Below are 14,404 nucleotides of genomic sequence, written 5' to 3' on the forward strand. Positions count from 1 at the left end.
CCGTAAGGCCCCCTCAAACACCCGTCGGTCATCCGAGCTGCGCGTGATCAACTTCCTCGGGTGGCCTGGACATTGTCCGCCACTCACGCTGGGCAGCGGATGACCGCCAAAGGTCCGATGTTCAACGTGACCCGGCGGCACGCGGTTCGGCGAGAGAAGGGGCACGCGTGGACGAGTCCGGCATCGAGTGGGCCACGTGCCGTGATCGTGGCTCCCCGGGACACCGGCGCGATCGCCGAGATGCTGAACTCGGCGTTGTGCGCCGGATCACGGACGAGGGGCGTGGCGCGGTGATCGTCTCCCGCGACGCGGGGCAGCGGATGGGTGGGCGGGGTGGGTGGGGTACGGGGTTGTCTGTGGTTGCTCGCGCAGTTCCCCGCGCCCCTGAGGGGACGGCCCCTGCGCCCCGGTCCTTTCAGGGCGCGGGGGCCGTCACCGCCCGGTGTCACAGCGATGACCGCAGCCACTGCTCCACGCTCGCGATATGCACCGTCGCCCACGACCGCGCCGCCTCCGCGTCGCGGTCGCGCAGCGCGGCGAGAATGGCCCGGTGCTCGTGCAGCGTGCGGCTGACCGCGTCCTCCTGGGTCAGGCCGCGCCAGATTCGCGCCCGGGTCGTGGGGCCGGAGAGGCCGTCGAGGAGGGAGCAGAGCACCGAGTTGCCGGAGCTCTGCACGATGCCCCTGTGGAACTCCAGATCGCAGGCGACCAGCTCCTCCACCGACGGCTCGGCACCCAGCTTGTCCAACTGGGCGCTCAACGCGTCCAGCTGCTGCTCGCTGATCTTCAGGGCGGCCATCGCCGTGGCCGCCGGTTCCAGGATGCGGCGCACGGCGAGGAACTCCAGGACCGTGTCGTCGCGGTGGAAGTCGACGACGAAGCTCATCGCCTCCAGGAGGAGTTGGGGGTCCAGGCTGGTCACATAGGTGCCGTCGCCCTGTCGTACGTCCAGGATGCGGATCAACGACAGGGCGCGGACCGCCTCCCGCAGGGAGTTGCGGGACAGCCCGAGGTCGGCGGCCAGTTCGCTCTCCTTGGGGAGACGGTCGCCGGGGCGCAGCGCGCCGGAGACGATCATGTCCTTGATCTTCTCGATCGCCTCGTCGGTCACTGCCATGGCGGGGCCTCCCTGTAGCTTCGGAACGGCTCAGACATCCGATGTCTCATGTCATTATGGGGGCAGGATCAGGCAAAAGTTTCCAGGTCGGCCAGGACAGCCGCCTCGTCCAGCGTGGTCAGTGTGCGGTTTCGCATCAGAACTCGCCCCTCGACCACCGTGTCCCTCACGTCCGCCGAGTGCGCCGCGTACGCGAGCGTCGACCACGGGTCGTGCAGGGGCCTGACATGGGGGCCGCCCAGGTCGAGCACGATCAGGTCGGCCCGCTTGCCCGGCTCCAGGGAGCCCAGGTGATCGGCGAGGCCCAGCGCGCGGGCGCCCTCGATCGTCGCCATGCGTACGGCCTGCTCGGCGCCGACCGCCGTGGGGTCACCGGCCGCCTTGTGGACCAGCGCGGCCTGCCGTACGGCACCCAGTACGTCCAGGCTGTTGGAGCTGACCGCCCCGTCCGTGCCGAGCCCGACCGTCACGCCCGCGCTCAGCAGCCGGGGCACAGGAGCGATCCCGCAGCCCAGCTTCAGGTTGGACACCGGGCAGTGCGCGACCGAGGTACCGGTACGGGCCAGCGCCGCGATCTCCGGGCCGGTCAGGTCCACGGCATGGGCGAGCAGCAGATCGGGCCCCAGCAGGCCGAGGGAGTCGAGCAGCTCCACGGGGCGCTTGCCGTGGCGGACCTCCACCGTGGCCACCTCGGTGGCGTTCTCCGCCGCGTGGATGTGCAGCAGCGCCCCGAACTCGCGGGCGAGCGCGGCTATGTCGACCAGCTGGTCCGGATTGAGCGTGTACGCGGAGTGCGCGAAGAGGACCGGGCGGGTGCCCGGCTTGTGGGAGCGGTCGGCGAGGTCGCGTCGCGCCCACTCCAGCCGCTCCTCGTACTCCCGTCCGTCGGGCGAGTCCGGTACGTCCATGAAGGTCGGGCCCGTGTGCAGCCGCCAGCCAGTCTCTCGTGCGACCCGCTCGGCCGCCTCGTGGTACCAGTACATGTCGAGCGCGGACGTCACCCCGGCCCGCAGGCTCTCGGCGATCGCGGCCCGCACGCCCGCCGCCACGTTCTTCGGCGACAGCAGCTCGGCCTCCCACCTGAGCACCCGCTCCAGGAAGCCCTGGAGGGTGACGTCGTCCGCGCGACCGCGCAGCAGCGTCATCGCCAGATGGGTGTGGGTGTTGACGAGCCCGGGGAGGACGAGACAGCCCTCGGCGTCGATGGTCTCCGCCGCCGTGTAGGTCGTACGGAGGTTCTCCGAGGGGCCGACCGCGATGATCTCGCCGTCGTGCACGGCAACTGCCCCGTCCCGTACGACGGTTCCGGCCTCGTCGACCGTCAGGACGTCACCGCCGTGGACCAGCAGATCGACGTACTCGCTCACGCCAGGTCCCCCTCGAACTCCTCCGCCAGCAGCCGCAGCGCCTCCAGCGACACGACCGCCCCGCGCTCCACGCCCAGCGCGACGACCTCGCGGTGCGGGTCGTAGCCGCCGGTGGCCTCCTCGTCGACGAGTTCGTCGGCGTTCGCGCCGTCCACGACCAGCACCCCGCCCGCGACCAGACCGCGCAGCGACGCCGTCACGTACAGTGCGGACAGCTCCATCTCGATGGCCGCGAGCCCGGCACGGTCGTACGCGTCGAGCGGGATCAGCCCGGGCTGGAAGGCCGCCCGTGTCCATACGATGCCCCGGTGGTGCGGGGCGCCCGCCTCACGGGCCGCGCGCTGGAGCGCGAAGACCGTCTCGGGGGCGGCGACCGCCGGGTACTCGGGCGGCAGCAGTTGCTGGGTCACGCCGTCGTCGCGTACGGCCGCCTCCGCGATGACGAGGTCGCCGTCGCCGATCCCGGGCTTCATCGCACCCGCCGTGCCGAACCGCAGGAAGGTGCGCACCCCCGCGTCCGCCAGCTCCTGGAACAGCAGGATCGCGCCGGGCCCGCCCACCCCGTGCGAGGCGACGACCACCGGCACACCCTTCCAACTCCCGCTGAACACACGGTATTCGCGGTGGTACGACACCTCCTCGGCCCCGTCCAGCAGCGCGGCGACGGCCGCGGCGCGCGCCGGGTCACCGACGACCACGGCTCGCGGGGGCAGCCCGGTGCGGGGTATTCGGGTGATCGGCAACAGGTCTTTCGTCATGCGGTGACTCCAGTGCTGTCGGTGCGGTCCGTACGACTCGTACGGCGACGGCGGCGGGCCGTCGTCAGGAAGAGGGCGCCGAGCGTGACGACGTACGGCGCGGCGTCCGTCGCCTGCTGCGGCAGGCCGAGCCCCTGCAGGCGGAAGCCCGCGGCCTCGGCGATGCCGAAGAGCAGCGCGGCGAGCAGGACACCGAGCGGCAGCGCGCGGCCGAGCATCACCGCGACCACGGCGATCCAGCCCCGGCCCGCGGTCATGTTCTCGGAGAACAACGTGACGTTGCCGAGCGCGAGTTGGGCCCCCGCGAGCCCGCACAGCACACCCGACACGAGCACCGCCGCGTACTTGTACTTCGCCGGGCTCACCCCGAGCGTGGCCGCCGCGTCCGGCGCCTCGCCGACCCCGCGCAGCCTGAGCCCCCACACATGGCGGGACAGCGCCAGCGCGGCGACCCCGACCGCCGCCCACGCCAGATACGCGAGCGGGGAGAGGCCGCCGATCAGGGGCAGCCCGGCGAGTGACGGATCGTCAAAAGTGCCCTGCACACCGAAGATCGTACGGAGGAGGAAGCTGGTCAGGCCCACCGCCAGGAGGTTCATGGCGATTCCGAGCACCACCGCGTCCCCGCGCAGGGTCACCGCGCCGACGGCCAGGACGAGCGAGTACGCGGCGGCGGCGAGGGCGGCGGCCAGGACGCCGAGCCAGGGGCTGCCGGTGAACCAGCTGGTCGTCACGGCCGTGAAGCAGCCCAGCAGCATCATGCCCTCGAGGCCGATGTTGAAGACGCCCGCGCGTTCGCACAGGGCGCCGCCGAGCGCGGCCAGCAGGATGGGGGTGAGAGCGCGCAGCGCGGACATCGGGAGATCGGTGTCGAAGAACATCAGACGGCCTCCTGCTGTCTGTTCCGCCTGCCGAACCACCGTCGCGGGAAGCGCAGCCGGGCCGCCAGGAACACGATGACGATGGCCTGGAGGACCTGGGTCAGCTCGCGTGGCACCTCCGTCGTCCGCTCCATCGCCAGCCCGCCGACCTGGAGGACCGCGAAGAAGAACGACGCGAGGACCGTGCCGAGCGGGGCCGCCGCCGCGAGGAGCGCCGCCGTCAGCCCCGTCCAGGTGTAGCCGGGCGCGGTGAGTGAGCCGTCGAGGAAGCGGTACGGGAAGCTCAGGACGCCGATCGCGCCGACCAGCCCGGCCAGCGCGCCCGACACCGCCATCAGCCGCAGCGTCAGCCCCGCGCGCTCCACACCGGCGTACGCGGTGAAGCGCGGGTTCAGGCCGGTCATGCGGATCTCGTAGCCGAGGGCCGTGCGCCGGTCGGCGAACCAGTACAGGGCCGCCGCCAGGACCACCAGCAGCAGGCCGACGGTCACCGTCGACTCGCCGAAGGCGGGCAGCGCCACGCCCTCCGGGAGCCGCCGGGTCTGCGGGAGGCTGGAGCCGGGTTCCTTCAGGGGATAGCGGGCCAGGTAGGAGGCGAGCGACACCGCCGGGTAGCTGAGCAGGAGGCTGCTGACCAGCAGCGGGACGCCCAGGCGGTTCTCGCAGAGTGCGGCCAGGGCGGCGTATCCGGCGCCTGCCGCCATACCCGCGAGCAGGGCGAGGACGACGGTGAGGGGCGCCGGGAGCGGTGAGTACAGGCCGGTGACGGCGGCCGTGATGCCGCCCAGCACCATCTGGCCGTCGCCGCCGAGATTGATCAGTCCGGCGCGCAGCGGGATCGCGAGCGCGAGGGCCATGCCGAGCACGCTCGTGCCGGTGCTCAGCGTGGAGCCGATGCCGTCGGCGCCGAGCGAACCGGTCAGGACGGCGCCGTACGCGGTGACCGGGTCGGCGCCCGTGCCGGCCAGGAACAGCGCGCCGATCACGACACCGGCGAGGACGGAGAAGGCGACGGGGGAGCGGAGGGCTCCGGTCAACCGGTCTCTGGTCATGTGGTTCATGTCAGTCCTGGGCCTCTGCCGACGTCGTGCCGCCGCCCGCCATCGCCAGCCCCAGCACGCTCTCGTCGGCCTCGGCCTTGTCGTACGACGCCGTCACCCGGCCCTCGTACATGACGAGCACCCGGTCCGCGAGGCCCCGGATCTCGCTCAGTTCGGCGGAGACGAGCAAAACGGCGTGGCCGGCGTCGCGGTGGGCGATCAGCTGGTCGTGGATGTTCTGGATGGCGCCGATGTCGACACCGCGCGTGGGCTGCTCGACGAGCAACAGCGGTGCCTCGTGGGCGAGTTCGCGGCCGATGAGCAGCTTCTGCAGATTGCCGCCGGAGAGCGCCGACGCGGGCACGTCCGGACCGGCGGCCTTGATGCCGAAGCGCTCGATCAGCCGCCGCGCGTGCTCCCGTACGGCGGTGGGCGGGAGCAGCCCGAGCCGCGACCGGGACGACAGCGCGGTGCGGTGGTGGCCCATCGCGAGGTTCTCCGCCACGGACGCCGCTGGTGCCGTACCCACCGCGTGCCGGTCCTCCGGCACATACGCGAGGCCCCGGGCGCGCCGTTCGGCCGCCGAGGCGTGGGTGACGTCCGAACCGCGCAGCCGGACCCGGCCCGAGGCCACCGGGCGCAGCCCGGCCAACGCTTCGACCAGCTCGCTCTGTCCGTTCCCGGCGACGCCCGCGATGCCGACGATCTCGCCCGCGCGGACGGTGAGGCCGACGCCGTGGACGCCGTCGGAGGTGAGGCCCGCCACCTCCAGGACCGCCTCGCCCGGAGCGCCGGGCGGGTGGATCCGGTCCAACTCCACCGCGCGGCCGGTCATCGCCGCGGCGATCCTGTCGGCGGTCGTGTCGGCCGTGCGCAGCCGGGCCACGACCCGGCCGTCCCGCAGGACGGTCACGTTGTCGCTGCCCTCCAGCACCTCGCGCAGCTTGTGCGTGACAAGGATCACCGTACGGCCCTCGGCGGCAAGCGACTTGAGGACCGCGAACAGCGCGTCGGCCTCGGCGGGCGTCAGCACGGCGGTCGGCTCGTCGAGGATGAGCGTGCGGGCGCCGCGGTGGAGGAGCTTGAGGATCTCCACGCGCTGGCGCAGGCCGACCGGCAGGTCGCCGACGCGGGCGTCCGGATCGACGACCAGGCCGTGCTCCGCGCCGAGTTCGCGCACCCGGCGGCGGGCCGCGGCCCGGTCCAGCAGGCCGAAGCGGCGCGGCTCGGCGGCGTACACCACGTTCTCGGCGACCGTGAGCGAGTCGAACAGCTTGAAGCTCTGGTGGACCATGCCGAGCCCGGCGGCCATCGCGTCGGCGGGCCCGGCGAAGGAGACCTCACGTCCGTCGACGCGGATCGTGCCGGCGTCCGGGCGCTCCATGCCGTACAGGACCGACATGAGCGTGGACTTGCCGGCGCCGTTCTCGCCCATCAGGGCGTGGATCTCGCCGGGGCGGACGGTCAGGTCGACGGAGTCGTTGGCGAGGGTGCCGGGGAAACGCTTGGTGATGCCGAGCAGTTCGACGGCGGGGGCCGCTTCGGCCCCCGTCACCTCGTCACGCGGCCGCGGGGTCATCGACCTTCAGCTCTCCGGACACGATCTGGTCGCGCAGCGCCTCGACCTTCTTCAGGACGTCCTCGTGCTCGGCGATGACGCACTTCGACGACGCCACGCCGTCCTCCAGGCCCGTGAGGCTGATGCCACCCTCCTTCAGGCCGTACGACACCGTGCCCGCCTTGCCGTCGAGGACCTGCTCGATGCCCTTCTCCACGGCCACGTCCGTGCGCTTGACGACGTTGTCGACGACCGTGCCCGGCGCCGCCGGGCACTGGTTGACGTCGACGCCGTACGCGAACGCGCCCTTGGCCTTCGCCGCCTCGAACACGCCGTAGTTGCCCGCCGCGGCGGCCGCCATGATCTGGTCGTAGCCCTTGGCGAGCAGGGAGTTCGCCTGCTCCTTGGCGCGCGCCGAGTCGTCGAACGGGGACTGCCCGCCGACGAACCGGGTCGACGTCTCGGTCTTGGCGGCGACATGCTTGGCACCGGCCGCGAACGGGTCGCTGAAGCGGCGGAACTGGGGCGTGTCGAGCACGTCCACCGCCCCCACCTTGCCGCTCTCGCTCAGCAGGCCCGCCTCCGCGCCCGCGAGGAACACGCCCTCGTGCTCACGGAACACCGCGCATGAGACGTTCTGATACGTCTTCTCCGTGCACGCGTCCACGATCAGGAACTGCTGCTTCGGGTGGGCCTCGGCCTGCTGCGCGACCAGATCCGCGAACTCGAAGCCCACCAGCACGATCACATCCGGCTTCGCGTCCACCGCGGCCTGCACGTTCTGCTGCTGCGAGGCGGTGTCCGTGGACTCGTAGACCTTCTGCGACCCGTCGTGCGCCTTCGCCGCCGCCTGCACACCGGTGACCGCGGCCTTCAGGAACTCGTTCTGGCCGACGGCGTCCGGGGTGACGAGAGTGAAGCTCTTGCCGCCGGCACCGCTCGCGCCGTCCGACGCGTTGTCGTCCTTCTTCGCGGCGGCGTTGCAGGCCGTGGCCAGCAGGGCGGTACCGGTGGCGAGGGCGGCGAGCTGGAGCGTGCGGCGGGATCTGCGGATACGCGTACGGGCGCTGGACATCGGGGGACGACCTTCCGTCAGGGTGCGGCGGGGCCGGGCCCGACATCGTCGGCGAGCCCTGGGGAGGGAGGTGAAGCGGCGTGGGGGAGTTCGCAGCGATGGGGCGCTGATGGCTGATTCGGCGGTGACCCGCCGATCAGCGGCGACAGCCGTCGCTCGCGCAGCGGCCGTGGTCGAGGAAACGGCGCATGGTGAGCAGCACGGATCCTCCTTCACATCGGCCTGGGGCTGCGGATGGTGCTGGACTGTAACACCGCTCTCAGGGCGTACGTCCGATCGTCTCGAACTGTGGTTCAGCTCGATTCCCCGAGGTCATGTACGGTGTCGGGCACCTTCGGAACACCAGGAGTGCCCCGCAATGCCCCAGGAACTGCGCGCCGTGGACTGGACCGGGAACAGCCTCGCGCTCATCGACCAGACGGTGCTTCCGCATCGCACCGAGACGATCGGGATCCACGATGTGGACGCCCTGGTCGACGCCATCCAGCGCCTCGTGGTGCGCGGCGCGCCGGCGATCGGCGCGGCCGGGGCGTACGGCGTGGCGCTCGCGCTGCTCCAGGGCGAGCGCGAGGGCTGGTCGGTGGACGAGGTGCGCGCGGCGGTGGCCCGGATCCGCGAAGCCCGGCCGACGGCGGTGAACCTGATGGTGTGCGTGGACCGCGTGATGACCCGCTTCGGGGAGGGCCTGGAAGCCGTGCTGGCCGAGGCCGCCGCCGTACAGCGCGAGGACGTCGAGGCGAACCGGGCGATGGGCGCGTTCGGCGCGGACTGGCTGCTGAAGCGGGTGGGCGTGGACCGGCCGCTGCGCGTGCTGACCCACTGCAACACGGGAGCCCTGGCAACCGCCGGATGGGGCACGGCACTCGGCGTCATCCGCGAACTGCACGCGAGGGGCCGGATCGAGGTCGTCTACGCCGACGAGACCCGCCCGCTGCTCCAGGGATCACGCCTGACCGCCTGGGAGTTGCTGCAGGAGGGCATCCCGCACTACGTCCAGGCGGACGGGGCCGCGGCCGGGACCATTCTGCGCGGCGAGGTCGACGCGGCGATCGTGGGCGCGGACCGCATCGCGGCGAACGGCGACACGGCGAACAAGGTCGGCACGGTGGGCGTCGCGCTGGCCTGCGCCGACGCCGGAATCCCCTTCGTCGTCGCCGCCCCCACGACCACGGTGGACCTCGCGACGGCTTCGGGCACGGACATCCACATCGAACTCCGGGGCGAGGACGAGGTGTTGGAGTGGGGCGGCGTACGGACCGCTCCGGCCGGGTCGCGCGGACACAACCCGGCGTTCGACGTCACGCCCGGGCGGTTGGTGACGGGGCTGGTGACCGAGCGGGGCGTGCTGGAGGTGTCGGCGGGAGAACTGCCGGGGGAGCGCCTGAAGTAGAGGAGCACAGCGCAGTGGCCCGGCGGTTTCCCGCCGGGCCACTGCTGTTTGACGTTCCGTCAGCGCTGGCTGAGTTCCAACTCCAGCAGCCACTCCACCACTTCGGTGTGGTGCCGGGCCTGGCGGGGGTCGGCGCCCCATACGTACAGCCCGTGTCCGGCCACGACCACCGCGGGCATCCGCGGGTTCCGGGCCGCCTCCAGACGGTCGCCCAGCACCTTCATGTCCTGGCTGTTGGCGATGACGGGCAGCGTGACCTCGACGTCGTGGGCGGGCTGGCCGACGCCCTTGAGCATCTCCAGGTCCTTGAAGACGATGCCGCCGGGCTCGCGGCGGCCCATCGCGACCGAAGCCACCGTGTGGACATGGACCACGGCTCCGGCGCCGGTCAGCGCGGCGACCCGCGCGTGCAGCTCCGCCTCCGCGGACGGCTTGCCGCCCCGCACGGCCGCCCCGTTCCCGTCCACCAGCACGACGTCCGCGGGCGTCAGTTCGCCCTTGTCGTGGCCGCTCGCGGTGACCGCCAGCCGCAGCGGGTCCCTGGACAGCACCACCGACAGGTTCCCCGAGGTGCCGCGCATCCAGCCGAAGGAGGCGAAACGGGCCGACTCGGCTGCCAGTACGGCGCCCGCCTCCTCCAGGTCCAGCGTCGAGATCTCGGTGGTCATGCGGTGCTCCTCGTGATGGTGATCCCGTCGAACGTCCCCGCCTGCGCGTGGTCGCCGACGCCTTGCTCGTAGTACGGCTCCCCGGGCCGCCGGATGCCGACGGCGTGCCAGCCTGCCTCGCGCGCCGCGTCCAGCTCGCCGGGGCGGTCGGAGAGGAAGAGGATCCGGTCGGGGGTCGCGGCGAGGTCGAGCGCCTCCGCGATCGTGCGGTACGACGCGGCCTCCTGCTTGGGCCCCGCGTTCTCGGTGTCGTACAGGCCCTCGACCAGTGGCAGCAGGTCGCCTTCGGGGCTCGACCGGAACCAGGCGCGCTGGGCGGCCACGGAACCGGAGGAGTACACGTGGAGGCGTACACCCGCCGCGTGCCAGGCGCGCAGGGCCGGGAGGACGTCGTCGTAGAAATGGGAGACGAGGTCGCCGCGGGCGAAGCCCTCGGACCAGATGACGCCCTGCAGGGTCTTCAGCGGGGTCGCCTTGCGGTCCTCGTCGAGCCAGGCGTTGAGGGCCTTCTCGATGCGAACGTTGTCGGCGTCCGGTTCGCCGATCTCCTGGCGTACCTGCGCGACCGCCCGCGCCACCTCCGGATCACCGCTCCGCTCCGAGAGCAGTGCTCCGAAACGGGAGCGGGAGTACGGGTAGAGCACGTCCACGACGAACCCCGTGGCGCTCGTGGTGCCCTCGATGTCGAGCACCACGGAGTCGATGTCGAAGGCCTGGCTCACACCGCTGCCTCGTCCTGCTGGTAGCCGGCGTCGATCGTGTCGTAGTCCGGGAAGCGGGAGGCGATCGTCGAGCCGGTGAAGTTGCCGATCCAGCCGTCCTCCTCGTGGAAGAAGCGGATCGCGGTGAACGACGGGTTGGTGCCCATGTCGAACCAGTGCGTGGTGCCGCGCGGCACGCCCAGCAGGTCGCCCTTCTCGCAGTAGACGGCGTGCACCTCGCCGTTGACGTGCAGATAGAAGATGCCGGAGCCGGAGACGAAGAAGCGGACCTCGTCATCGTCGTCGTGCGTGTGCTCCTGCAGGAACTTCTCGCGGGCCGCCTTCGCCTTCACCGGGAACTCCGGGTCGTCGCTCGGGTGCAGCCCGAGGACGTCGACCGTCGTGAAGCCCTCCTCGGCGTTGAGCCGCTCGATCTCCGGGCCGTACGCGGCGAACACGGTCTCGCTGTCCGCGTCGAACGGCACGTCCTCACGGACCGGCCACTGCTCGTAGCGCACCCCGAGCGGCGCCAGGGCGGCCGCGATCTCGACCGGGTCGGAGGTACGACGCACCAGGGTCTCCGGTCCGGACTCGGGCCAGGTGGTCAGCAGGGTCATGAGAACAACTCCATGAGTCTGGAAGGGATGTCCGGTTGCTGAGACCAGCACCGGGCGGGCGGAGGGGGTGAGCTTCGAGGAATTCGAGCAAGGGGGAGGCTGCGGGCGGAGCGGCTGACAGCGGGTCAGCCACGACACAGGGCGCCGGTACAGCGACGCATGCGGGGCATGCGCGGCGCTGTCGCGCGTGGTGTCGTCATCGGGGCCTCACTGTGCCGGGTCGGGTGCCGGTCCCGTGATGGTAACTCCAGCCGGTGTATTCGCCAGGTGTCCAGCGCATGTGACGTAATCGTCGTCTCGCATTCTGAGATTCGATGTCCATTTCTTTGACGGATGGCTGAAATCGTTCTCATGATCTGCGTATGAAGACGCTGCTGCTCGTGCGGCGGCTGTACGTGGACTTGCTCCGGTCGACCACAGCCAGCTGTCGCTGACCCCTCCCGGAGCTCCGACGCGCCCCCGTTCAGCGGGCGTTGCCCGCCGCCCCTCGGTGGCTCATTTCCGTCCCCTGCTCCGGGTTCACGCGCCCTGCTTCCCCTTTCCTTTTCTGCACCATCGCGCCACCTGGAGCCGCAATGTCCCGCTCGTCCCTTCGTACCCGCTTCCCCCTCGCCGCGCTCTCCCTGGCCTCCGCCTCGGCCCTGCTGCTGTCGGCCTGCTCCCAGTCGACCGACGCGTCCAAGGACTCCGGCGACACCTCCGCCAAGGCCTCCGCCGCCACCGGCAAGAAGCCCGCCCCCTTCAGCAAGGGCACGGTCAAGGTCGCCCTGGTGCGACAGAGCGGCGCCGGCGACTACTTCGAGCAGTGGGGCAACGGGGCGAAGGCCCAGGCCAAGGCCCTCGGCATCGACCTGACCGTGTACGACGCCCAGGCGGACAACGCCAAGCAGGCCACCGACCTGTCCTCGGCCATCAACTCCGGCGCGCAGGCGATCATCATCGACCACGGCTTCCCGGCGACCATCCAGCCGGAGATCGACAAGGCCGTGAAGAAGGGCATCAAGGTCGTCGTCTACGACGTCGAGACCGACACCAAGGGCGTCGTCTCCACCAAGCAGGACGACGCGAGCATGGCCCAGGCCGTCCTCGACGTGATGGCGAAGGAGGTCGGCAAGGACGCCAAGGTCGGTTACGTCAACGTCGCCGGCTACGCGGCCCTCGACAAGCGCGACACTGTCTGGAAGTCGACGGTCGACGCGCAGGGCTGGAAGCAGGAGTTCAAGGTCGGCAAGGTCACCGACTCCACAGCCACTGACAACGTTCCCCTGGTCTCCGCCGCGCTGACCCAGCACTCCGACGTGGCGGGCGTCTTCGCCCCCTACGACGAGCTGGCCAAGGGCACGGTCCTCGCGGTGCAGAACAAGAAGCTCCAGGACAAGGTGAAGGTCTTCGGCGCCGACGTCTCCAACGCCGACATCCAGGCCATCACCGCCAAGGGCAGCCCGTGGGTCGCCACGGCGGGCACCGACCCGTCGGCGGTGGGCGCCGCCGTGGTCCGTACGACCGCACTGGAGCTGGCCGGTCAGCTGAACAAGGACTCCGTCGAGTTCCCGGCCGTCGCCATCACCCAGGACTTCCTGCGCGAGAAGAAGATCGAGAACATGGACCAGCTGCGGACGGCGCTGCCCGCGCTGAACCTGTCGCAGGTCTCGACCGCCGACTGGATCTCGAATGTCGCCCACTGACATCGCTCCCTCGAAGGCGGCTGTCAGCCTCCGGGACGTCAGCAAGGCCTTCGGCGGCAAGACGGTGCTCGCCTCCGTCTCGCTGGACATCGCGCCGGGCAGCGTGGTCGCGCTGCTCGGCGCCAACGGGGCCGGCAAGTCCACGCTGATCAAGATCCTGTCCGGAGTGCATGCCGACCACGGCGGCGAGGTCCTGGTGGACGGCTCCCCAGCGTCCCTCCAATCCCCCCTCGCCGCCCGGCAGTTGGGCATCCAGACGGTCCATCAGCGCATCAGCGAGGGCGTCGTCCCCGGGCTCACCGTCGCCGAGAACCTCGTCTTCGAGGAACTGGCGCAGAGCCGCGGCAACCCCTTCCTCAACGGGAGCAGGCTGCTGGCCCGCGCCCGCGAGATCCAGGCCGGCCTCGGCCTCGACTGGAGCGACGCCGTCCTCAAGCAGGACGTCACCGAACTCGGCATCTCCGACCGCCAGTTGCTGATCCTGGCCCGGGCCCTCGCCACCCGCCCCCGGCTGCTGATCCTCGACGAGCCGACCTCCGCGCTCTCCGCCGCCGAGGCCGAGCGCCTGTTCGCGCTCGTCGAGAGGATGCGGGACGACGGCATCGCCGTCCTCTACGTCTCCCACCGCCTCGGCGAGATCGACGCCCTGGCCGACCGTCTGGTCGTTTTGCGAGACGGCCGTCTCACCGAGGACCAGGCCCGCCCCTTCGACTGGGACGCGGCCCTGCGCGCGATGCTCGCCCAGGCCCAGGAGGCGACCACCGCCCGCCCGGTCCGGGAGGGCGACCAGGGAGACGTCGTACTGTCCTTGAAAGGCGTACGCCTCTTCGAGGGCCGCACCCCGCTCGACCTGGACATCCACACCGGTGAAGTCACCGGCGTCGTGGGCCTGTTGGGCGCCGGCAAGACCGAGCTGGCCCGAGGCCTCTTCGGCGCCGAGCCCTTCACCACCGGCGCGGTCGAGCTGGACGGCAGGCCGTACACGCCCCGCCGCCCCGCCGACGCCATCCGGGGCGGCGTCCACCTCGTCCCCGAGGACCGGCACGCCGACGCCCTCGTGCCCGGCTGGTCGGTGGCCCGGAACATCTCTTTGCCGTTCCTGAAGTCCCTCTCCCGGCTGGGCCTGGTGACCACCGCCAGGGAGAACACCCTCGGCCGGGACACCATCGACGCCCTCGGGGTCGTCACCCGCGACGAGCACAGCACCGTCGAGGAGCTGTCCGGCGGCAACCAGCAGAAGGTCGTCGTCGGCCGCTGGCTCGCCGAGACCCCCCGTGTCCTCATCCTGGACGAGCCGTTCCGAGGCGTGGACATCGGTGCCCGGCGCGACATCGGCCGCCGCGCCCGCGCGCTCGCCGCCGAGGGCGCCGCCGTGCTCGTCCTGTCCGCCGACGTCGACGAGGTCCTGGAGGTCGCCGACCGGGTCGTCGTACTCGCCGCCGGTGAGATCCACCTCGACGCCTACGGCGAGGACGCGGAGCGCGACCGCGTCATCCAGACCATCTCGGCGTCCGTGTGACCCCGGCCCGCCCCCGAGGAAACCCCAG

The 14,404-nt window shown here is 71.5% G+C and carries 13 protein-coding genes; 3 read left to right on the top strand and 10 right to left on the bottom strand.

Annotated features, from left to right (window positions below):
• Nucleotides 1-445 precede the first annotated feature (445 nt).
• The 7 genes from SGFS_RS44515 to SGFS_RS44545 form a co-directional block, all read right to left on the bottom strand.
• Nucleotides 446-1,117, bottom strand: a complete 672-nt coding sequence (locus SGFS_RS44515) for a FadR/GntR family transcriptional regulator (RefSeq protein WP_286258166.1) — start codon at nt 1,115-1,117, stop codon at nt 446-448.
• 68 nt (nt 1,118-1,185) lie between these two features.
• Nucleotides 1,186-2,484 (bottom strand): amidohydrolase, encoded by a 1,299-nt coding sequence (locus SGFS_RS44520; protein ID WP_286258167.1) that lies wholly within the window; start codon nt 2,482-2,484, stop codon nt 1,186-1,188.
• Nucleotides 2,481-3,242 (bottom strand): nucleoside phosphorylase, encoded by a 762-nt coding sequence (locus SGFS_RS44525; protein ID WP_286258168.1) that lies wholly within the window; start codon nt 3,240-3,242, stop codon nt 2,481-2,483. The genes SGFS_RS44520 and SGFS_RS44525 overlap by 4 nt, the downstream gene beginning before the upstream one ends.
• Entirely contained in the window at nt 3,239-4,123 is an 885-nt protein-coding gene (locus tag SGFS_RS44530; RefSeq protein WP_286258169.1) for an ABC transporter permease, read from the bottom strand. The genes SGFS_RS44525 and SGFS_RS44530 overlap by 4 nt, the downstream gene beginning before the upstream one ends.
• Nucleotides 4,123-5,175, bottom strand: coding sequence for an ABC transporter permease (locus SGFS_RS44535; RefSeq protein ID WP_286258170.1), 1,053 nt, complete (start codon nt 5,173-5,175; stop codon nt 4,123-4,125). Before SGFS_RS44535 ends, SGFS_RS44530 begins: the two co-directional genes overlap by 1 nt.
• Nucleotides 5,176-5,185: 10 nt before the next feature.
• Nucleotides 5,186-6,742, bottom strand: coding sequence for an ABC transporter ATP-binding protein (locus SGFS_RS44540; RefSeq protein ID WP_286258171.1), 1,557 nt, complete (start codon nt 6,740-6,742; stop codon nt 5,186-5,188).
• Nucleotides 6,723-7,796 carry a BMP family ABC transporter substrate-binding protein gene (locus SGFS_RS44545; protein WP_286258173.1) on the bottom strand — a complete coding sequence of 358 codons (1,074 nt, stop codon included), beginning with the start codon at nt 7,794-7,796 and terminating at the stop codon, nt 6,723-6,725. Before SGFS_RS44545 ends, SGFS_RS44540 begins: the two co-directional genes overlap by 20 nt.
• Before the next feature lie 358 nt (nt 7,797-8,154).
• Between SGFS_RS44545 and mtnA the strand changes: the two genes are divergently transcribed.
• On the top strand, nt 8,155-9,186 hold the full coding sequence (gene mtnA, locus SGFS_RS44550) for an S-methyl-5-thioribose-1-phosphate isomerase (protein ID WP_286258174.1): 1,032 nt from the start codon (nt 8,155-8,157) through the stop codon (nt 9,184-9,186).
• Between the two features lie 59 nt (nt 9,187-9,245).
• Here mtnA and mtnB read toward each other — a convergent pair whose 3' ends face one another.
• From mtnB to SGFS_RS44565, 3 genes are read right to left on the bottom strand one after another with little or no spacing between them, the layout of a single operon-like run.
• The gene (gene mtnB / locus SGFS_RS44555) at nt 9,246-9,854 is read right to left on the bottom strand and encodes a methylthioribulose 1-phosphate dehydratase (protein ID WP_286258176.1); all 609 of its coding nucleotides are present in this window, start codon (nt 9,852-9,854) and stop codon (nt 9,246-9,248) included.
• The gene (gene mtnC / locus SGFS_RS44560) at nt 9,851-10,576 is read right to left on the bottom strand and encodes an acireductone synthase (protein ID WP_286258177.1); all 726 of its coding nucleotides are present in this window, start codon (nt 10,574-10,576) and stop codon (nt 9,851-9,853) included. Before mtnC ends, mtnB begins: the two co-directional genes overlap by 4 nt.
• Entirely contained in the window at nt 10,573-11,172 is a 600-nt protein-coding gene (locus SGFS_RS44565; RefSeq protein ID WP_286258178.1) for a 1,2-dihydroxy-3-keto-5-methylthiopentene dioxygenase, read from the bottom strand. Before SGFS_RS44565 ends, mtnC begins: the two co-directional genes overlap by 4 nt.
• Nucleotides 11,173-11,747: 575 nt before the next feature.
• Here SGFS_RS44565 and SGFS_RS44570 point away from each other — a divergent pair.
• Both SGFS_RS44570 and SGFS_RS44575 read left to right on the top strand, forming a co-directional pair.
• A complete protein-coding gene (locus SGFS_RS44570) occupies nt 11,748-12,857 on the top strand; it encodes a substrate-binding domain-containing protein (RefSeq protein ID WP_286258179.1) in 1,110 nt (369 codons plus the stop codon).
• Nucleotides 12,844-14,376, top strand: coding sequence for a sugar ABC transporter ATP-binding protein (locus SGFS_RS44575; RefSeq protein ID WP_286258180.1), 1,533 nt, complete (start codon nt 12,844-12,846; stop codon nt 14,374-14,376). Before SGFS_RS44570 ends, SGFS_RS44575 begins: the two co-directional genes overlap by 14 nt.
• Nucleotides 14,377-14,404 lie beyond the last annotated feature (28 nt).

This window comes from Streptomyces graminofaciens, assembly GCF_030294945.1.
Lineage (GTDB): Bacteria > Actinomycetota > Actinomycetes > Streptomycetales > Streptomycetaceae > Streptomyces > Streptomyces graminofaciens.